At 57.1% G+C, this 20,348-nt stretch carries 17 protein-coding genes and 2 pseudogenes; 7 read left to right on the plus strand and 12 right to left on the minus strand.

All coding sequences use genetic code 11. The features are described from left to right. The 3 genes and pseudogenes from WM40_RS28250 to WM40_RS30700 form a co-directional block, all read right to left on the minus strand. Positions 1–406, minus strand: a 406-nt coding sequence (locus WM40_RS28250) for a transposase (RefSeq protein ID WP_236693666.1), incomplete at its 3' end; no start/stop codon positions are given. A 41-nt stretch (positions 407–447) separates the two neighbouring features. Next, a pseudogene (locus WM40_RS29085) lies at positions 448–681 on the minus strand (transposase); the annotation flags it as partial. 444 nt (positions 682–1,125) lie between these two features. Then, positions 1,126–1,452, minus strand: coding sequence for a hypothetical protein (locus WM40_RS30700; protein WP_236693668.1), 327 nt, complete (start codon positions 1,450–1,452; stop codon positions 1,126–1,128). On the opposite strand from WM40_RS30700, the gene WM40_RS23885 reads away from it, so the two are divergent. After that, positions 1,345–2,034 (plus strand): IS6 family transposase, encoded by a 690-nt coding sequence (locus WM40_RS23885; protein ID WP_236693667.1) that lies wholly within the window; start codon positions 1,345–1,347, stop codon positions 2,032–2,034. The two genes, WM40_RS30700 and WM40_RS23885, sit on opposite strands and share 108 nt — an antisense overlap. A 243-nt stretch (positions 2,035–2,277) precedes the next feature. On the opposite strand, the gene WM40_RS23890 is transcribed toward WM40_RS23885, so the two are convergent. Then, the gene (locus tag WM40_RS23890) at positions 2,278–3,333 is read right to left on the minus strand and encodes a YopJ family acetyltransferase (protein WP_201779174.1); all 1,056 of its coding nucleotides are present in this window, start codon (positions 3,331–3,333) and stop codon (positions 2,278–2,280) included. Positions 3,334–3,690: 357 nt separating this feature from the next. Further along, positions 3,691–4,827: a secretion protein EspV gene (locus WM40_RS29090; protein WP_201779175.1), complete on the minus strand. Its 1,137-nt coding sequence runs from the start codon at positions 4,825–4,827 to the stop codon at positions 3,691–3,693. Positions 4,828–5,008: 181 nt separating this feature from the next. Here WM40_RS29090 and WM40_RS29095 point away from each other — a divergent pair. The 4 genes from WM40_RS29095 (at position 5,009) to WM40_RS23920 (ending at position 9,708) form a co-directional block, all read left to right on the plus strand. Then, a protein-coding gene (locus WM40_RS29095) for an IS5 family transposase (protein WP_096349222.1) occupies positions 5,009–5,820 on the plus strand; the annotation gives its coding sequence in 2 pieces (ribosomal slippage) (positions 5,009–5,357 and positions 5,357–5,820; 813 coding nt in all). Between the two features lie 608 nt (positions 5,821–6,428). After that, positions 6,429–6,722 (plus strand): type II toxin-antitoxin system HigB family toxin, encoded by a 294-nt coding sequence (locus tag WM40_RS23910; RefSeq protein WP_046154197.1) that lies wholly within the window; start codon positions 6,429–6,431, stop codon positions 6,720–6,722. A gap of 14 nt (positions 6,723–6,736) precedes the next feature. Further along, the gene (locus WM40_RS23915; protein WP_046154198.1) at positions 6,737–7,093 is read left to right on the plus strand and encodes a helix-turn-helix domain-containing protein; all 357 of its coding nucleotides are present in this window, start codon (positions 6,737–6,739) and stop codon (positions 7,091–7,093) included. A gap of 689 nt (positions 7,094–7,782) precedes the next feature. After that, on the plus strand, positions 7,783–9,708 hold the full coding sequence (locus tag WM40_RS23920) for an amidohydrolase (protein WP_024905877.1): 1,926 nt from the start codon (positions 7,783–7,785) through the stop codon (positions 9,706–9,708). 112 nt (positions 9,709–9,820) lie between these two features. Here WM40_RS23920 and WM40_RS23925 read toward each other — a convergent pair whose 3' ends face one another. The 6 genes from WM40_RS23925 to WM40_RS23950 form a co-directional block, all read right to left on the minus strand. Beyond that, on the minus strand, positions 9,821–10,150 hold the full coding sequence (locus WM40_RS23925; RefSeq protein WP_024905878.1) for a LysR family transcriptional regulator: 330 nt from the start codon (positions 10,148–10,150) through the stop codon (positions 9,821–9,823). Then, positions 10,151–11,458 (minus strand): MFS transporter, encoded by a 1,308-nt coding sequence (locus WM40_RS23930; RefSeq protein ID WP_046154199.1) that lies wholly within the window; start codon positions 11,456–11,458, stop codon positions 10,151–10,153. Positions 11,459–11,538: 80 nt separating this feature from the next. Beyond that, positions 11,539–14,811, minus strand: a complete 3,273-nt coding sequence (locus tag WM40_RS23935) for a hypothetical protein (RefSeq protein WP_024905880.1) — start codon at positions 14,809–14,811, stop codon at positions 11,539–11,541. Positions 14,812–15,094: 283 nt separating this feature from the next. Then, positions 15,095–16,201, minus strand: coding sequence for a hypothetical protein (locus tag WM40_RS23940; protein ID WP_024905881.1), 1,107 nt, complete (start codon positions 16,199–16,201; stop codon positions 15,095–15,097). After that, on the minus strand, positions 16,198–17,190 hold the full coding sequence (locus WM40_RS23945; protein WP_024905882.1) for a fatty acid desaturase family protein: 993 nt from the start codon (positions 17,188–17,190) through the stop codon (positions 16,198–16,200). The genes WM40_RS23940 and WM40_RS23945 overlap by 4 nt, the downstream gene beginning before the upstream one ends. Positions 17,191–17,198: 8 nt before the next feature. Continuing rightward, complete coding sequence (locus WM40_RS23950) at positions 17,199–17,921, minus strand: hypothetical protein (RefSeq protein ID WP_046154200.1); 723 nt, start codon at positions 17,919–17,921, stop codon at positions 17,199–17,201. A 225-nt stretch (positions 17,922–18,146) separates the two neighbouring features. Here WM40_RS23950 and WM40_RS29105 point away from each other — a divergent pair. Further along, positions 18,147–18,718 (plus strand): annotated as a pseudogene (locus tag WM40_RS29105) (IS6 family transposase). An 80-nt stretch (positions 18,719–18,798) separates the two neighbouring features. Here the strand turns inward: WM40_RS29105 and WM40_RS32620 are convergent. Next, the gene (locus WM40_RS32620; protein WP_052738498.1) at positions 18,799–19,050 is read right to left on the minus strand and encodes a cupin domain-containing protein; all 252 of its coding nucleotides are present in this window, start codon (positions 19,048–19,050) and stop codon (positions 18,799–18,801) included. A 47-nt stretch (positions 19,051–19,097) separates the two neighbouring features. On the opposite strand from WM40_RS32620, the gene WM40_RS23965 reads away from it, so the two are divergent. Then, positions 19,098–20,204, plus strand: a complete 1,107-nt coding sequence (locus WM40_RS23965; RefSeq protein WP_046154202.1) for an IS5 family transposase — start codon at positions 19,098–19,100, stop codon at positions 20,202–20,204. The last annotated feature ends 144 nt before the right edge of the window (positions 20,205–20,348 follow it).

Here is a 20,348-nt window from a genome sequence, read left to right on the forward strand (position 1 = left end):
CTGCACGTGAGGATGCTAAGGTTTGCGAGATGATCGTGCGCAGAATCTCGACCTCGACGTTCCCCCGAATGACGATCCTGGTATGGCCATGCAGCCACTCGAGCTCAGTCGGGGGAACTGTGGCTAGCGGAGCACGAGCGTATTCTGAAGCAGTGGATGCGGCGCTGACGACGGGCACGAAAGTGACGTGGTCGGCACGCTGATGCTCGCGACACCAGCGTGCCAGTTGATTGGCGTTGACGCCGTTGGCCAAGGCCAGAGCTGCACGAGAAACCTCCGGCAGCATGGACTGGCGCACCAGCTCTCGCTTGAATTCCTTGGTGAAACTGCGTCGCGCAGTGCGCGGCGTCACGGGTACCACTTGCTTACCTTCCATCGTCTGCATCCGTCGAAAATCCGACAGCATGATGACGTCCATGTCGCGACGAAAGATGCCTTGGGTGGACGCTTACCCTTCAGACGTTCCTCGGCATACATCTTCTTTGGCCGCGCGTTCTCGGCCTCTCGCTCTTTCATTCGGGTCATCAACGCGGCGTCTATACCACCGTATTTCGAGCGCCATTTGTAGAAGCTTGCGCTGCTCATTCCGTGCTCGCGGCATAGCTCCAGCACGGGCGCTCCGGCCTCCACCTGTTTCAATATCGCGATAATTTGGCTTTCTGTGAATCGGAACGTCTTCATGCAGAATTTCCTGTAAGTGCTGCTGCGAGAAAATTCTACCCCGAACGTCCGTTATTCTCTGGGGGACTACCCTTCCATAACGCCACTAGACTGAGTGCGACCAGTAATAGACCAAAAAATACGTCAATTAGAAGTTCTCGATGAAACGCATCGGGCTGCTTAGCTCGAAGAATCACGCTTCGTCGTAAGTACATTACACCTGCTTGCACCTCTCTCCAGGCAGAAAACAAGATTGAAATACCCACGATCTGGCAAATCGCGAAAGACAAACACACGCGCGCGTTTCTTTTAACGTAACGTAGGACCGACAAAAGCTTCAACAGGTGCAAATTCCTTAAGCGAGACGCAGAGCGAGGACGCAAAGGTACTACCGAGGCTTTTCAAAGATCCGTGCCGCACCTTATTTCTGAGAGTTATTGTTGTCGAGCAGAGCCGACCTCCTGTTCACCTTTTCACACCGAACTGAGTGGTGCGACGTCGAATCGAAGATTCGTGCCGACCGTAGCCATCGCGCACGGCATGAACTGCAAGATGCTCCGGCAATGGATCAAGAAACGGCTGCGTGAAGGGCTCTGGTGCAAATAGCCGGCGCGAATCGGTTAAATTATTGAGCCCAAAAATCGGGTGATCGATGATGGGCAGCAAGCGCAAAGACCAGCCCGGGTGTTTGACGGCCGACATTTTGATCGCGAAATCATCATTCTGTGTGTTCGCTGGTACCTTCGCTACGAGCTCAGCTTGCGCGATCTGGTTGAAATGATGGCAGAGCATGCTTTACCGCTGCCTCACACCACCATTATGCGCTGGATGAAACGCTTCACCCCAGGGTTCGTTAAAAGCTGGAACCGCATCGCGATCACTTCGGGTGGTTCGTGGCGGGTCGATGAGATCTATATGAGGATTCGTGGCAGATGGGTCTACCTGTACCGCGCGGTTAATCGAGATGGCCATACAGTGGGCTTCTTACTCCGGGCCAAATGCGATGTAGCCGCAGCCAAAGCATTTTTTTGCAAGGCGATCAAGTATCAGGGCCAGCCACCAGAGACTATCACGCTCGATGGTCACGTTGCCTCGCAACGTGCGGTGTGCGAGATGAAAGCCGATGGCCTGCTGCCTGCGGACCCGAAAGTCCGATCCTCGAAGTATCTGAACAACATGGTTGAGCAGGACCATCGAAACATCAATTCCATAACGCATGTGATGCTCGGCTTCAAACGGTTCAGAAATGCCGTGGTAACGACCTCAGGAATCAAATTAATGCATCTCACTCGCAAGGGGCAGTTCGATCTGACCAAACTAGACGTCAAGGATGCCGCTCTGCCTGCCGTATGGAATGCCATTCTGTTTGCTTGATAAGATATCCTACAGGTAAGAATATTCCCAACACTCTTACCTATTTGCACCAGAACCACCTTACCTAACGAAGGTACCAGCGCAAGCACCGAACAATGATTTCTCGATCAAAATGTCGACTATCAAACAGCCCCGGCTGGTCTTTGCGCTTGGCTTCAATAACGCGAGTCGGCGAAAAGCGCGACCTAAGCATCAATGTCCCCTCTAAATCGGCTGACCGGGCTGTCTCTGAAAAAGCGTCGCTCAACGCGACGGGCCAGGGCCCCACTCTAGCGCATCCCGCAAGTACTTGAGCCTCTCCTGCTCGATGGAGGTGTTGTACGCCCTGCGCTTGCCTGCCGCCTCGATCTCCCGGAAATTCTGAGCAAAGCTCTCCTCCAGTGGTTCCCGGATATGCACGGGAAGATCGTCGAAGACGTCCTTCGACGTCGTGTGCTTGAAAAAGCGCGCATCGAGCACGTCGGAGCCGCGCGCGATCGTGACGTCTACGTCATTGATGGTATCGCCCGTGCCGACGATCTTCCCTCGAAAATTCTTCTTGTGGAGATCCACCATCAAGTCACCGGCATCCGCCATCGCCTTCGCATTCGCCAGGGCGAAGATCTTGCAGTTGACGACATCCTTCTGCGTGCCCGTATTGAGGATGGTCAGCGCCGCGTTCTTCACGCCCTTCAACGCGGCTGTCATGACGGCCAGCGTGTCGGTGCATCCCCACACGCTGTCGATCGCCAGGACGGACACCTTGCCACGACCTCCCGACACGTCCAGCGCGATGCCATGGCTTGGCGCTAGCTTTCCATGGATGCGCTCCACGTTAACGACGGCCCGCCACCGCTCACCCCGCCCGGTATTGACGATAGCTTGCCGCAAAGCATCCGGCTCGGATGTAGACGCCTCGAAGACCTTCACATCGAGCTTGGGGTGGATGTGATTCTGGGCCGCCACCATCTGTGGCTGGAACTTCTGATCGAGTTCGGCCGCGGGATATTGCTTTCCTTGACGTTCAGCGTGCTTCAGCGCTTGAATGAAGTCCTGCAATTGTGCCGCGAGCGTACGTGGGGACGACGACGAAGGAAGGGACACTCGCCCTGCCATGGCGCTGGTGCCGGAGGGACCGGCGGATGTCGCCGAGCGGGCCCGCCTCTCTCGGGGAGAGCCGAGTGCCGCCAAGCCATGCAGGCTGGGTGACAGGGACGCCTTGGGAGATGAAGGCGTAGAGCGCGTGGTCTGCTCTGTGGCACGGGTTGCATAATGCTCGGGTGCCTTTGCCTCGCTCTGTTTCGAAATACATAGCCCCATGTTGATCTCCTGCAGTGACTGTAAAGTCAAGTTTAGCGAGTAGTTTCCTCATTCGCGTTGGCTCACCGAAGTCCTGGCAGGGGATGAGCTGCTCCCCGCCATTGGTACGCGAATGCGGTAGAGTCCGTTCAGAAAGTCCAATTGCATGTCTTTCAGATTGCGTCCGCAAGTTCAGCTAGCGGACGCAATAGTGATCTCACTTCAAATCAAACGCTAGTTGCGGTGAAATTCGCGCTCCCCGTCAGACGGAGATATTTTCGCCACAACTTTGGAAATAACCTTTACCTATGGCGACGATTGAGGTTGTCCACCGCGGTCGAGTCATTCATCTTTTGCATTGCGCAAGATAAGCGCTGCCTACTGCGTTGCCTCTCGCATGGCAGTGATGTCGGTGCCCGGTGCTTTGGCTAGTGTTAACGCCACTCCAGCATGGATTTCAGGATAGCTATGCGTAAATATGTCCAACGTGTCCACCTCCATTTCCTCCAAGTCGGCTTCGGCACGAATTTTGTTGATGCCGTTCGCCATCGATTCCGGCGGACTGGACCCGCTGGCTCTGAAGTAGTGGTGCGACAGGTCGGTAATCGCCTTGCGGCCTTCGGCCTCGCTGAGGTCGGGCGCTGCTGGAGACTTTTCTGCACGCTCGGCGGCGAAACGCGTCGCAATGGCCGCGTCTGACGAAGAGCCGGAGGTTCCGCTCATTACTGGCAGACCGACCTCGTCGCGCATTGCAGTGCCAAGATCCTGAGACAAATCCATGCCGCCGTGTGTGCGAGTCGAATGTGTGCCGTTGCGCTGGGCATCGACGCGGTTTTCTCGGCGGAATATTACGCGCTCGTCAATCTTCAATCGCCCGGCGAGCACTTGGCCGGTCTGCGCCACCTCAAAGCCTGCTCGTGCCTGGTCTTTGGTGAACGGTCCAGAGACGCCTTGCAGCGTCATCGCAAACGCCGAACGTGCTCTATCGGACAGCTTTAATCCGCGCGGCCCGTGAAATGGCGAGCCCGGCTGCGGTGTCACGTTGCCAAGCGCTTCCTGGCCGAGTTGCTCACGGTCATTGCCGCCGAAACGTGTCTCGCCATGCCATAACCCGCGCTCTAGATGCCCCATCCACGCGGTTTGCTTGAAGACAGCCGATTCCGGTTGCTCCAGTCCCTCGGTAGTCGCGCGCAGGATATTCTGCTCCGCGTCGCGATGCCGGAGATAGTTTTCGGCACGAGTTTGCAGGTGCGCGGGCGATTCATATCGGTTGTTTGATAGAGTGCGCGAGAGAAACTGTTTCACGGCTGGGGTCGTGTTAGGCCCTACCTTGTACGACCGTCCGCCGATATGAGCCTGGCTTACAGGCCGATTGTCGCGGAGCGTTTGCAGGTCGGCCAACGCACCGGTGACACGGGGCGGCTTGGCCGATGTGGCTGGCGCGGGAATGGCCGGTGCGGTGTCGGAGGTCGGGATGTTTGATTGAATATCCGCGGTGCCATGAATTCTGTCCATTTCCATCCTTTACTTGATGACGCTTGGCGCCTACTGCCTTAAGACTTAAGGCAGACCTCATGAGAGCACCGGTGTAAAGCCGGTGCGGCGCTAAGAGCGCTGTTGCGAAATAAATTTTTAGGTCTGTTAAATTTTTCGACTTGGCGTTAACTTCTTGTCTTGTTTTGCCTGACAGGAAGCAATGCCTAAAGAATTCATAGACGACGAATTGTGGCCACTCATCGAACCGCTTCTGCCCGCGCGAGCACCGCGCAATCGCCAGTATGCGAGCCGCAAACCGACACCAGACCGAGCCGTGCTGACTGGCATCGTGTTCGTGCTGCGCTCGGGCATTGCATGGAACCTGCTGCCGCAGAAAATGGGTTGCGGCTCAGGCGCGGCCTGCTGGCGACGGCTTGTCGCATGGCAGAAGGCCGGTGTCTGGCAACCTATCCACGAAACGTTGCTAGCCGAACTGCGCCGCCGTGGCGAAATCGATTTAACGCGTGCCATCGTCGACAGCGCGTCAATTCGCGCCATGCTGGCTGGGAAAAAACCGGCCCGAATCCCATGGTCCGGCGTAAGCTCGGCAGCAAGCACCACCTCATCGTCGATGCGCAAGGCATCCCGCTCGCGGTCATCCTGACCGGCGCAAACCGTCACGACATTACGCAGCACGACGCACTGGTCCAGGGCATTCCACGCATCCGGGGCAAACGGGGGCGTCCCCTGCACAAGCCGCAAATCGTTCAGGGCGACCGGGGCTACCGTTCCGAGCCACATCGGCAGCGCTTGCGTGAACGTGGTATCACGCCCTTGCTCGAAAAAACTGGCTCGCCTCATGGCAGCGGACTTGGCAAAACGCGTTGGCAAGTCGAGCGCTCGATTGCCTGGCTTCACTCGTTTCGACGTCTGAAGATTCGCTACGAACGCTACGCTTATATCCACGAGGCTTTCCTCTCGTTAGCTTGCACCTTGATTTGCTGGACGCGTATAAAGCCTTGGTTTAACTAATTTCTAAATAGCCTCTAAGTGTCGGCCTCTGCGGAAAAGTCCTTTTCGGCAAACCCGAAATTAGTGCCCCGGTACCGAAACTTCCTCGAACCCCTAGGTACCAATGCGACTTGCGTCACCTCTTGCTATTAGATTAGTGAGCAACGAGGTACCTTACGCCTGTCAATCCTACCCACGAGCGCGTCGTGGCCGACGCCCTCAAGTCGTCTGGTTCCAAAGGACCGACGTTTTCCAGTGATGACCCGAACAGCCTCCATTCGGAGGTCGTCCCGCGAGCGCAGCGCCGCCGCTTCTCGCCAGCCGATAAGTAGCGCATCCTGGAAGCGGCGGATCGTTGCTCGATGCCCGTTGAAATCGGCGCGTTGCTGCGTAGCGAGGGCGTCTATTCATCGTCCTTGAGGACATGGCGTCGCCAACGGGAGAGCGCCGGACTCGAGGATTTGGCTCCCAAAAAGCGTGGCCCGAAACTTATACGGCGACAACTGGGGGCGCGCAGAGACATCCGAAAGCATCGTTCGAGTGGTTGGCACACGAAAAAATCCCTTCCTTGATGGCACCGCTATAACAAGGTACTTACGTTAGTCACAATACGGGACTGCACTTTGGCAATGAGAGTCATTGCGAGGAAAAGCCTGTTGGCGTTCTGTGACAAGCACCCGGCCACGCCGCAGTCTGTGCTTGCATTGTATGAAGAAGCCGTTAAAGCGGTATGGATAACCCCTCAGTACATCAAGGCCAGATACGCGAGCGCAATTTTTGTCGGTCGAAATCGTGTTGTATTCAACATCAAGGGAAACGACTACCAGCTGATCGTCGCGATCGCTTACCGCATCGGCGTCGTATACATAACATTTATTGGTACGCACGGCGAGTACGACAAGATCAATGCTGAAACCGTTTAAGTGGCGTAACGATAATGGAAATCCGCCCAATCCATAACACTCACGACTACCATGAGGCATTGCAGATTGTTTCAAGCTTGGTCGATGCCGACCCAGCACTAGGTACACCGGCCGGAGATCAACTTGAAATTCTCGCTACGCTGCTTGAAAAATACGAAGCGGAGCATTTCCCGCTCGACCTGCCCGATCCTATCGAGGCGATCAAGTTTCGTACGGAGCAGGCTGGCCTCACGGCCCGCGACATGCAACCGTATGTCGGTAACTTGAATCGCGTCTACGAGGTTCTGAATCGGAAGCGTGACCTGAGCTTAGCCATGATTCGCCGTTTGCGCCACGAATTGAAGATCCCCGCCGAGGTACTCATCGCCTAGGAAACGATTGTGAGTGACCCGAAAGTTGAATTAACGACCGGCCTGGTGTAGTCGGCTCATGTGCAAGTTGTTTGCGTTTGGCGCGGTAATTTTGGGCTTATGCGGCTTTACAATAATCGCCCTCCGACTCGGCCTTCCATTGATAGAGAAAACGCGAACTACGGGTCGGCAGCGACGTCTCCGCTTTTTTGTGCACGATTTGTTGACGGATAGTACGCACTTTACTCGTTTCTTAGGCATCAATGCTAAGGTACAAAAACCTGAACACGCACATCTGATAACTTGAGTTGCCACCAATTATGATTTTTTGAATTCCCACAACCGAAAGAATAAGCAAGAATGCAAAACCCGCTATGAAACGAGGCGAAAGCAGAATTTATGCTGAGGCTTGCACCTACGCATAGCCACTATAAACAAAGGCGCCATCGCTGGCGTCAGATTTTGCTTCATGGATTGTATCGTTCGTTCGCGACCCTCAAGACTCCGAAGTGCTTTATTACGGCAAAACACCATAACATTAATGGCGGAAATTAAAAGACTATTCATTTATGCATTTAAATAAAGATGGATAAATGAATTTTGCATAGTATTATGCCGATTGGAATTCAGATGCGTTCGGAATACGATGTTACCGATTGGCAGGCTGCTACGACTTTTCAGGGTAAAACCAGTCTCTGCGGAGCTTATTTATGTCGGAGCACGTTAACAACTTTGGCTGTGCCTGTTGCAGTCCCAATCTAATACCTACATTCACTGATGACGCGCGTGAATGGCCTGAACTGATCAAAATATTGGCGTTGCCGAAACCTGCCGAAACGGTCGAATCCGTAATATTTCACGGAGGAAACATCTATCCCGACCCCACGCAGACGGACTTTCAAGTAGAAGCGATCGGCATAGCTGACCACCAAGTGGTGGCAACCGGTACCCTCGAACATGTACGCGAGGAAATGCTTAAGCGAAACGGCGACTTTCGCTTGCAGATGCTCACCGACAATCAGACCTTGCTTCCTGGATTAATCGAGCCACACGCTCATTTACTGACAAGCGCAATCGTTGGCTCATGGACGAACCTTAGTCCGTTCGGCGACGATCAGAAACTGCGCAGCTCGTACGGAATGAATTTCATCTACGAACAGCTCGCCAGCGCGGTGGACTCAATAACGAAAGACGCTGGCGCGAACGACGTACCAAAATGGGTCTGCGGTTTTGGAGTCGACCCGTCGCTCATGGATGTATGGGGAGAGATCAATGCTGAATGGCTAAATAAGATAAGCCCAGATGTATGTATTTTTCTGCTTAATGCTTCCGGTCATATCAGCTATGTCAATGGGGCGGCTTTATCCGAGGCCGGCTTAGACAAAAATTATAACAATGGTGTTTTGACCGAAAGCGAGTCTACCAAGGTGACCTCAAAAATACCGCCGCCGACCAAAGAGGAAACGGTTCTGGGTCTGCTGCGCGTATTCGCCGATGCAAATCGGCGCGGTATTACGACAATATTTGACGCAGGCCTTGGCATGCTGAATAAGGAAGCTGAGGTTGATTTGATGCGGTTCTTAGCGACGACGGCCGGTATGACCGTCCGCGTAGGCGCTGCGTTATACGTTGGCAGCGATTCATCTTTGCCCGACTGGGTCAAGCAATTCCACCCCGAACAGAACGACGATGCCAATGCTTTGTTTGGTTTGCGTGCTGTCAAATTGATGGCGGACGGTTCGAATCAGGGATTGACTGGGTTCCAGAGTCAGAATTATCTTTGCTGCCTCGATCACACGGTGCCGGGTGTTGGTCCGCGGGGGCTATTCAATTTCAGCCCGCCTTGGGGATTGGCGCAAATCATGCGAACAGTGGCCGATGCAGGATGGCCGATCCTTGTTCATGCAAACGGGGACGAAGGAATCGCCAATGTGCTGGCCGCCTTCCAGTTGGCACTGGATAAGGCGGGGCCATTGCTGCCCAATCCTGTAGATTCTGAATTACATTCTGGGACGCTCGACTTGCGTCATCGGATAGAGCATGCATCACTGCTCCATGATGATGCGATTGTTACAATGAAACGGCTCGGTGTATCGCCGAGCTTCCTTATCGGTCATGTGGGCTATTGGGGTAGGACGCTTCAGAGAACCATTCTCGGTCCGGAGCGGGCCCAGTTGCTTGATCGGTGTGCATCGGCATTGGCGGCGGGCCTGAAAATTAGCTTGCATAGCGATCACTTTGTCTCACCGCTTGGTCCATTACGCTGTATGGAGCAAGCGATTGGACGCGTAATGGAGGGGCCAAGAAGCATACTCGGCGCATCTGAGAAAGCTGGTCGAACCTCTGCGATAGTGATGCCAGAAGACAGCGCCGAGATAGCCGGAACGGAAGATGTGTTAAACCCGGCAGAACGTTTAACTGCTTCGCAAGCGCTACGAGCCGTTACGATTGACGCGGCTTGGCAATGTCATCTCGATGAACACATCGGGTCGCTGCGACCGGGGAAGCAGGCCGACCTCGTTATTCTTGAGGATGATCCGTTGCAGTGGACGGCAGAGAATGCCGAAGGTATGCGAGATATCACCGTGAGTGAGACCTGGGTTAGCGGCCGTTGTGTTTATTCACCCGGTTCATGAATTCCCTGAGCATGACGCACGGACCATCCACTCATCGTTCAATATGGGGTCCAAAGAGCAACGGAACAGCCAACTCACACATGACCGCATTAGTGCGTTGGCTGTTCCGTTGCTACCCTGACCCCAACATCAATCGTGCAGTCGTCGGCTGCGCCCCGATGCAAATACGGGCAGGCCCTGTCTCAGACCGATCTCTGACCACGCGCGCCGCTTCCTCGAGACTTTGCGCCATCGCCACGGCATAGCCCAGCACCAGCTCGTCGCGTTTCGTCAGGGCCACGCCACGACCGCTACGGCGAAACAAGCGCCCGCCTAAAGACGCTTCCAAGGTCGCGATGCGACGGCTAACCGTCGATTGGCTGGTCTCCGTTTCCAGGGCTGCACATGAAATACCGTTCAGACAGGCCACACGGGCAAATAAATTGAGATCGTCAGAGTTCATTCACAGGTCGGCGTGATGCGTCTCGCGCATGCACAGCACTGCCAGCAGACTGACCACCGCCGCGGCGCTCAAATACCCGCCGACCCAGTGCAAGCCACCACGCGCTGCCAATACCTGCGCGATATACGGTGCGAGTGACCCACCTAAAATGCCGCCCAGATTATAGGCGACACCCGCACCAGTGTAACGGACATGCGTAGGAAACAACTCCGGCAGCAATGCGCCCATCGGGGCAAAGGTCGCACCCATGATGAAAAGTGCCATCACCAGGAACAACTGGATCGAAAGCAACTGCCCGCTGCCCAGCATGGGTGCCATCGCGAAACCTGCCAGGAACGCTACGAGAGTACACACCACCAGCACCGGCTTGCGCCCATATTTATCGCTTGCCCAACCCGAGATTGGCGTGGCGATGGCCATGAAGACCACAGCGATACACAACATCCCTAAAAAGGTCCGCCGCGACAAGTGCAAGGTGCCCACGCCATACGACAAGGCGAACACGGTCGACAGATAAAACAGCGTATAGCACACCACCATTGTCAGGGAGCCAAGCACCACCGGACCAAGGTGACGCCCAAGCAGCGTGAACAACGGCAGACGCACGCGCTGCTGACGTTCGAGGGCTGCCGCAAATGCTGGCGTTTCAGCAATTTTAAGACGTACATACAGCCCGAGCCCTACCAATGCCGCACTGACGATAAACGGGATACGCCAACCCCAACTCTTGAATTGCGCATCCGAGAGCAATAGCGCGAGTATGAAAAACAGTCCATTGGAAGCGAGAAAGCCAATCGACGGCCCCAGTTGCGGGAACATGCCGAACCACCCGCGTTTGCCCGCAGGGGCGTTTTCCGTGGCAAGCAATGCTGCGCCGCCCCATTCGCCGCCCAAACCCAGGCCCTGCCCGAAGCGCAGCAGACATAAGAGAATGGGTGCCAAAGTGCCCAATGCGTCGTATCCGGGTAAGAAGCCGATCAAGGTCGTGGACAGCCCCATGAGCAGCAGCGATGCCACCAGCGTCGATTTCCGCCCGATCCGGTCACCGAAGTGACCGAAGAAAAAAGCGCCGATGGGGCGTGCGATGAACGCGATGCCGAACGTCACGAACGACGACAAGGCCTGCGCCGTAGTGGATCCATGCGGGAAAAAGACCGGCCCGATGACGAGCGCGGCCGCTGTTGCATAGACGTAGAAGTCGTAAAATTCGATGGCCGTGCCGATAAAACTCGCGAAAATAACCCGCGCGGCGCTGTTTTTCTTGGTAGCGGCGTGCGTGACGCCGGCCGATAGAATCGGCTGTTGCATAAATGTCTCCAATAGGTTCTGGTGTAAATAGGTAAGAGTGTTGAGAATGTTCTTACCTATTTACACCAGAACTCCGCTATTCACGTGCTATCGTCCATTGCCCTGTCCTCGTCGGCCGGGGGGGTGGCCAATTCGCGCAGCTTGTCGCGCACGTCGGGACTCATCTCGTCGCCACGGTATGCGGCGCGGCGTGTGTTCTTCAGCGAAATCTGCGCCATGCCTTGCAGTACCGGCGAGAACACCGATACGCCGATGCCTTTGGCAAGTACGTTCGCCTGCGTACGATGAAAATCAAGCTTCTTGCGGAGAGTGGCATGGTCGTAACGCCATTTGTGATAATCAGTCGTGCCGTTCAGCTTGCCGGTAAAGGCCTTGGCGCCGTCAATCGACACATCGATTTCATCGGGCATATCCCTCTGCGTTTCCATCTGCTGGATCAACTTGTCCAGTGCGCTGTCAAACTGTGGGTCGTCGAGCGCAAACTTTCCTTCCTGTGCGGGCCCGAGTTCGAGCTTCAGTTTGACGGGGTCGCCGCTACGCTTGAGCGTGGCTAGCAGTCGGGCCATGTCGTTCTTCTGGAACCGCGCGCGTTCGCCCGACGAATAGTGCGCCGTAAAGGGCGCACTACCTTGCGTGAGCAACTGCCCATCCCGCTGATCGCCATAGTGGGTGGTAAGGTGCGCGCCGTGGCTAGTGGCTGCGGTCTTCGCGATGTTCACGCCGAGGCCGTAGGCACCCCCAGCCGTATTGGCGACGGTGCTCAAAATAGCCGAGCCGCCCCCCGTCACCGTATATCGCTCCTCTTCGCCGGCGGTCAGTTTCTTCGCCAGCCGGGTCGCCTCGACCTGCGCGCGTCCGTCGCCGACAAAGAGCGCCTGCGCGTCAGGATCGTTCACGGCGGCGAGCGCTTGCGTGGCCTCGCGCAGCGTAGTCGGCAGGCGTACCGCGTCGTCGGCCGACAAAGCGGCAAACGCATGCAGCCGCGACTGCGCGAATTCGAAGTTGATCCAGTTCGTCAGGGTCGCCTTCAGATCCTGGCGTTGACCTTTAAGTCGAGCGTCTTGCGCCAACGTTCCGGGGTGCGACCGCACGGATGATCCTGCCTGCCGCTCGCGGCTCGCCTGGACCTTCACGCGCTTCGCGTCTAGATCCAGCACCGTACGGCTCGATTGGGATACCTTGCCGAGCAGCAAGCGGCCCATGCTGTCGAAACGTATCCGATATGGGGTCTTCCATGCATCGACGATGGTGGATGTCTTGAACTTGTGCTGATGCGTAGCCGTGAAAGCGAGTTCGAGTTCGCTCACGGCTTCCGCCACCGCCGCCTTGACGGCATGCTCGTTCCCTTCGGCAACCTGTAGTGCTTCCGGGCTCGCTACTACAGCCTTAATCAAGGCCACGCGTTGCTGGAAGTGTGTGTAATCGGTCCAGTTCTGCAGCGGATTCAAGTCGTCCTGCGTGCTGTCTTCGCGTGCAATCTGACGCAATTCGTCGAGCAGCTTAGTCTTGGCCTCGGCGCGCGCACCGGGCTCCTTCGTCTTTGCTCTTTCGTCAACGTAGCCACGATAGGCTTGTGCGCGACGCATCTGCTGCTTGCGAGCGTTGCCTCCCAGCAGGTCGAGGGACTTGCTGAGCGCGACGATAGCCCGCTTCGCTTTCGCTTCGCCGTCCCTGCTCGGTCCAGAGCTTAGCTGGTAGCCCACGTACAGCAGGGCCGTGAGACCCAGAGTGGCAGCGCTGGCGCCGAGCGTCGCGTGGGCCGATATGAGGGCCGGCGTGACAATGCTCATGATCGTCGTCACCAGGCCGGCCGTGCCGCTGACGTAGTTCGCGTAAAGATTCAGCTCATTGCCGAAGAATTCGATCTTGGCGCTCTCCGAGGCCGTCTTGTAGTCGAGCTTCATTTCGCTTCGCACGCAGAATCGGGCGAACGCAATCGACAGCGCGTCTGCAGCGACACGCTTTTCGTCGGGAGTTCCGGCCCGTTCGAGCGCCGCCAGCGCAATGTTCATCCGCTTAACGTCTTTCTCGATTTTGCCGAGGTGCCGCATGACGGCGAGCGACGCGCCCGCGACGCTCGCTCCGCTTTTCGCGCTGGGCGTGGCGTCCGCCTTGCCGAGCGGCATGATCTCCTCGGTGCCGGCATTGCGAAAGCGCAGCTTGGCCGATGTGAAAGCGAGCCGGGACGAAGCAACCGTGAGCAGCATCTGCGCGGTCGACATCGCTGTCTTCGCTGCCACATGCGAGGAGGCAGCGAGTTGCGCTATGCTTATGCCGCTGTTGAGGAGCGACGCAGTCATCACACGCTGACGGTGCAGCCCCCCCGTCCCCGTCTGCTTAAAGCTGTCAAGCACCTTGTCGATATCGTCAGGATCCTTACATCCCACCGCGTTTAGGAAAGTCCTCACCATCTCGTCGTAATAGGCCTGTCCGCCCGCTCCTTCCGGCAACAGACACTGATCTCTCAAATCCGCAGGGATCGCTGCGGCATGAACACGTTCGAAGTTCAGAGCCACAAGGCGCGACATTGACGGAATCGATACTGTCTCTACCAAGCTTTCGCGCCATCCTTCGCAGATTTCCAGGGCCGAGCGGTCGGACCAGTCATCGACCCGCACAGCCGGGGCCTGTGGCACGCGCCGGATGTCGATCAGTTGCGCAAGACGGCTCTTCACCGTGCCGCGTCTGGCGGACGCGGCATCCGCTGTCGCCGGCGGCAGCATGCCTCCCGACCTATGCGCCGACGTACTCCGCCGACCCGACTCTTGTGAGGCAGACCAGCTCCGGATCGGGCCGCCGGTATCATCCGGAAGGATTTCGGAGGTTGCGCCGCCGTTATCAGGCATGACGGCCGGTTCATCTTCGTGGACCTCCGCTGCCGACTGAGTGACCCCTTCCCTGAGATGACCCTTATTTTTGAGGAACGTGACGCCCCACCCGCCGCTTTGTTCCGGAGTCAGCTCGAAAAGCGATGTTTCGTGCACGGGTGCTTCCTGCTTCGCCTGCGCAGAGGACGGCATCGCAGCGCCGGACGATGCGGACAGCGGCACCGAGTCCGTGCCGTATTGGCTTTGCAGAGAGTCGATCGTATCGCCGTGATACTCAGGCGGAAAAGTTTGACGTTGAGCAGGCAATAGTGGTGCCGCTTGCCGCGGCGCAACTGATACGGGCGAAGCGCGTCCCACGCCGGCTTCCGATCGCTGCGGCAGCTGGGAACGAATTTCCCCCGGCAAGCGGCGGCTATGAGTGGAGGGTGTCTTGCCGGTCGTACGGTCGGGCTCGCCAGCGGTTTCGATGCCCCCGGTCGCCGACTTGCTGGACCCGGGCGATCCCAACCGGAATCGATTGAACATGATCGATATATCGGTGATTAAGTGCAATGCAACGCATATCCCGTCTGCCTCGCCCTACATGACCGGCGACCTGACGGCGCTTTGTGATCCGGCCGCGCTGCTGACGATGATTGTTCAAGACCGCTGCAACTTGCCAAGAGATTCCATAGTATGTTCAATGCATTGACAATACCGGCGAGGTTGCGTAACGATAGGTCGTAAAACGAAACAAACCCCGAAAAAAAGGAACTAAGAGGTAAGGAAATCCAACCGGCGCGTGAAGCGATGGGCACGCGCCGCCTGTTCAGGTGAGCGCAAATTCGATACGCGCGTGCGGGGTTACGGACGGTGGCGTCTGCGTGCTACCGTGGTGCCTGAAATCGACCTCGAACACGCCCACGGTAGACGTGGTAGCGGAGTAGCCAGAAAACACGGGCAGCAATGGATCGTTTTCCGCCAGGGCAGCGAGCGCATAGAGCCATCGCCCGCCGCAGAGCGCGTTGTAGACGTGGCGCAGCAGCGCAGCGCACAGCGTCAGATCGTCGTTCTCGATCGCGATGAATGAGAGGTAGAGATAAGACAGCTCATTCCCGCACGCGGGCAACATCGGCAATCCGCGCAACGCCGCGAAAGCATTATACGCGGGCCGCATCCATGCGATTTGACGCGCATAGCGCTCGACATGGACCTGCCGCAGTGTCGATTGATCCCACGCAGCCATGACCGCACACAACTGCCCTGCCCTCGCGGCCACAAAGAAATCTTCCGCGCGAAGCGTGTCGCAACGGCCGCCCGGCAGAAAATCATCGACGGCGAGTACCGGTGCCCATCGATAGCCGACGCGATGGCGATTCAAAAACTGAACCAGTGCCGGCAGTTCGGCGGCGCGAGCACGCCGTAGTTCTGCGGTAGACGGAAGCGCAGGTCGCCGCCGGCGCACATGTATTGCCGACGCGATCTGGCGACCGCACGGGCGAAACAGCGGTAGTCCAGCACGTGCGCCGGTAAGGCTCGCGAGCGCTCTTTCGTTGTCGTCGTATATCAGCGCGAAGCTAGGCAGCGGCTCATTTTGATCGAGCACACGCAGCAAATGGAATATGCGTGCTAGTAGCAGCCCATTGCGATGTTCGCGGTGAATCCGCAGATCCGAGAGAAACCCGACGCGGCGCGGTTGCCCATCGAGAAAGACGGTCGTGATGCTACGGCTTATCGCCGCAACGATCCGGCCGGTCGCCGTGTCCCGGCCGACCACGACCTGGGCCTCGCTGCCTTGCAGGCGGCTTGCCGCGAAGTACGACGGTTCGCGGCGCAGGCTGATCGCGATGTCTCCCTCGATCCAGTCGGCGGCCATGCGCTCACGCAACTGGGCATCGTCCTCGGTACATGCGAGCGAGAATGTGTAGCGGCTCATCGGCTATCGGGCAACTTCCTGCATTTCACCCATTCCAGAAATTGTTCCAGTGCCGCCCGACCATTGCCTGGGACGATCACCGGCTCGGCCTGCAGGTACTCGTCGTGCTGCCATAGCCGCGGTCCGGCAATTAGCCAGCGGCGCGCAAAGGCCCAATAGGTGGTCGGGGCCGCTGTCGGATCAGCGCGCAGGATGCGGGGCGCGTCGTACCAGCGAAGTGCCGGATAACGATGGTGAACGCTGTGAAGCGAGCGGTTCAGCATCAGCCAGCCGAGCCCAAACGGCAGCACGATATCCATCGTGATCGACTGTGGGTCGCGACGCACCTTTCCGGGCGATGCAGGAACAATCGCCACGCCGTAATGCTCAGCCTGGGTCAACAGGAAGTCAAACCAAGCGAGCAGTGCAAGCGGAATGGCATAAGCCCAGATGATGACGTGCCTGGCGGTGCCGCCGTGCCATACACCCGCTCCGATCAGTGCACCACATACGACCATCCAAAAAAGCGCGGCGTTGCGCCCGTTCCGTCGATCTTCCGGCACCATTGGCCATCCAACCCGGTTCTGATGCCACGCGACCCATGGCAGCTCGAGGGGTGCCAAAGCCCAGATCCAGCGTGTCCGCCAGCTCAGTGAGTAAAGGCGTCCCTCGGGATCTATGTCGGTGCAGGTGGCGCGGTGATGTTGCAGATGAAAATAGCGGTAGGCGACGAAGTTCACGCCGAACAACGCTGCGCATATTACACCAACGATGTCGTTCGCACGACGAAGCGACAGGAAAGTGCCGTGAACCGCCATGTGCTTGGCCTCCTGGCAGCCGGCCAGAAGCAGCGCCTGCGGTAGCGCCAACAGCATATACAGCCGCCACGCATGCGGCGTCAAAGCAATCAGGAAGGTGTTAGCTGCGATGACGAAGAGGAACAGCACGCTTGGCAAATCGCCACACCGCGCCGCATATCGGTTATCTTTCTGCGCGCTTTTCGAAGGCATGAGCACATTCACAGCAAGGCGGCGAGCGGCCGCGTGACGCGCTTGACTCCTGGAAGCGGCAACGCTGTCCAGAGCGGCGCTAAATGCGAAAGAAGGATCGTGCTGCGCAATAGCACACCATAGTCGAGCGAGCGTTCGTGCGGGAAATAGCCCGGCTTTACAGCAATGATCCGCGTGAAGCCTCGCTTGCTGTAATAGCGCAGCTGTGGGTCGAGCGGCATCCCGGAACGGCGTGCGAGCACGTAATCCTCGACACGGCCTTCAGGATGGTGTCTGCGCCAGTCGCGCAACCCGGGTACCGGCGAGCCCAGATAGACGTGGCGCCAGCCGCTCTTAAGTGCATGCGGCAAGAAAAATCGGATAAGCGCATCGACGCCTTTCTGATGACGGCTGCTGAGGCTGATGCCGAACAGGGAGCGGCTTTGCTGCGCCGCACTCAGGCGCGTGCAATCTTCCCAGGTGTGCACGTGCCGATGGAAATCGTCGGCCACCGGTTTTAAAAAGAGCGACGAGAGAAGATACCCAGTACGCGAGCAAAATGCGCCCATCGCCAGTTTAGGATGCGCCTCGATACGCTCGATTAGCGCCGACTGCGACGCAGCCTGCGTAGCGTCCCACTTCTCGTGTTCCAATTCGCGCAGCGACGACAGATCGCGCAGTGTGAGAAACCGAACAACGACGCTTTCATCGTTGGGGCGGGATAACGTGGGAAAGTGCGAATGAAGGCGCATGGAAATAGCAGCGGGAAGTAGCAAAATCTGTGATTCGCTTGAGAATCGATGCACAGATTCCATCAGGACTTCATGTCATGCGCATGACAAAGTGCTCGGCGGGGCTCTGGCGCAAATAGGCGTAGCGAATCTGTTACATTATTCGTCTCAAAAATGAAGTGATCAGGGACGAGCAAGCAAAAAGTCCGGAATGGGCTTTTTGATGGTGGACATTTTGATCAAGAAATCATCGTTCTGTGCGTGCGCTGCTACCTTCGCTACAAGCTCAGCCTGCGCGATCTGGTGGAAATGATGGCTGAGCGCGGTTTATCGCTGGCTCACACCACCATCATGCGCTGGGTAAAACGCTTTGCCCCTAAGTTCGTTAAACGCTGGAACCGCACCGCGATCCATGCGAGCGGCTCATGGCGGGTCGATGAGACCTATAAGGATTCGTGGCAGATGGGTCTACCTGTACCGGGCGGTCGATCGAGACGACCAGGCAGTGGACTTCTTACTCAGGGCCAAACGCAATGTAGCAGCAGCCAAAGCCTTTTTTCCCAAGGCGATCATGCACCAGGGCCAGCCACCAGAGACTATCACGTTCGATGGTTACGCCGCATCGCACCGTGCGGTGCGGGAGATGAAGGCCGATGGCCTGCTGCTTGAAGTCCAGAAATGCCGCGGTAATGATCTTGGGCCTCGAATTGATGCATCGCATTCGCAAGGGCCAGTTCGATCTGACTAAACTTGGTCTCGAGGATGCCGCTCTGCCTGCCGTATGGAATGCTGGTCTGGACTACCCTCTGTCTGCTTGATAAGATATCCTGCATATTAAAACATTCACAACAATCTTACCTATTTTCACCAGAACCCTTTCCGAAAAGGAGAGTATTGGTCACGGGTGAACGCCGCCATTTGGACCGAAGAAAATCACCCACGTCCTAAAATCGTTGCTGAAACGTTCAAAACGATGTTCCATATGCGCAGGAACGAATAATAAATCACCCACATGAAATTCACATACTTCGTCGGCTCGCCGGAAAGTTCCGGTTCCCGACGCGATGATGTAAAGCTCGTCCCTGTCATGGGGTGATTGTGCATCTAGCAGGCTGTTGAAATACCCTCTGCGCGGGTCATCCGTGCGCAAGGGAGAAACGTTGATTTAAAGAATCGAACGACACAGAGACGGAAGCGATGCGCGGCCCCGACAGCTACACTGAATCGATGTTCACGATGTCCAGACTGGATGATTTCGTTCCGGCCAATCATGCGCTGCGACCGATTCGCCTGTGGCTGAACGAGGCACTTGCTCGCATGGACGAGGTGTTTTCGCGCATGTACGGGAGCGAGGCCAAGGGCGGTCGCCCGAGCATCGCGCCGGAGAAGCTGATACGCGCGCTGTTGTTGCAGGTGCTGTATTCGATTCGCAGCGAACGCATGCTGATGGAGCAAATCTCCTACAACATGCTGTTTCGATGGTTCGTCGGACTGGCGATGGACGATGTGGTCTGGGACCACTCCACCTTTAGCAAGAACCGCGACCGGCTGATGGTCCATGATGTCATGGTCAGCTTGTTCAACGAGACTGTCGAGACGGCTCGCGTGCGAGGTCATCTGTCGGGCGAGCACTTTAGCGTCGACGGCACACTCATTCAGGCGTGGGCGGGACACAAGAGTTTCGTGCCCAAGACAAAGTCGGATGACGATTCGCCGCCTGAGGGCGGAGGCGGCTCGCAGGAGAACTGGCGCGGTGAGAAACGCAGCAACGACACCCATGAATCCAGCACGGACACTCAGGCGCGACTGTTTCGCAAGAGTCGTGGCACGGGCGCGCTGCTTTGCTACATGGGGCACGTGCTGACCGACAACCGGCATGGTCTGGTGGTGAACGCACAAGTCACGCAGGCCAACGGCACGGCCGAACGGGACGCGGCCGCGCAGATGCTTGGGGATGCTGCGCGATTTGCGGGTAAGACCATAACGGTCGGCGCCGACAAGAACTACGATACGGCCGGATTCGTGGCGACGTGCCGGGAGAACAACGTGACACCGCACGTGGCGCAAAATGATGCACGCGCGGGCGGTTCCGCGATTGACGCTCGAACCACACGATGGCCCGGCTATGCAATCAGTCAGTGCAAACGCAAACGCATCGAGCAGGTATTTGGATGGGGCAAGACTGTCGGCAGGATTCGGCAGGCGATGTATCGAGGTCTGAAGCGAGTCGACCAGCTGTTCGTGCTGACTCAGGCAGCATACAACTTGACCCGGATGCGAACTCTCGCTGCTCGGGCAGCTTGAAAGAGTAAGCGAGAAGGAACGCGGCATCGGCAGCACCTGAATCAAGGAAAAGTCGGCGTCGATTCATTTGGAACACTGCATCGCGATAGCGCTTCCGAATAATCGAGTGCGCGTTCACAAAGGGATATTTCAACAGCCTGCTAG

Source organism: Robbsia andropogonis (assembly GCF_000970345.1).
GTDB lineage: Bacteria > Pseudomonadota > Gammaproteobacteria > Burkholderiales > Burkholderiaceae > Robbsia > Robbsia andropogonis.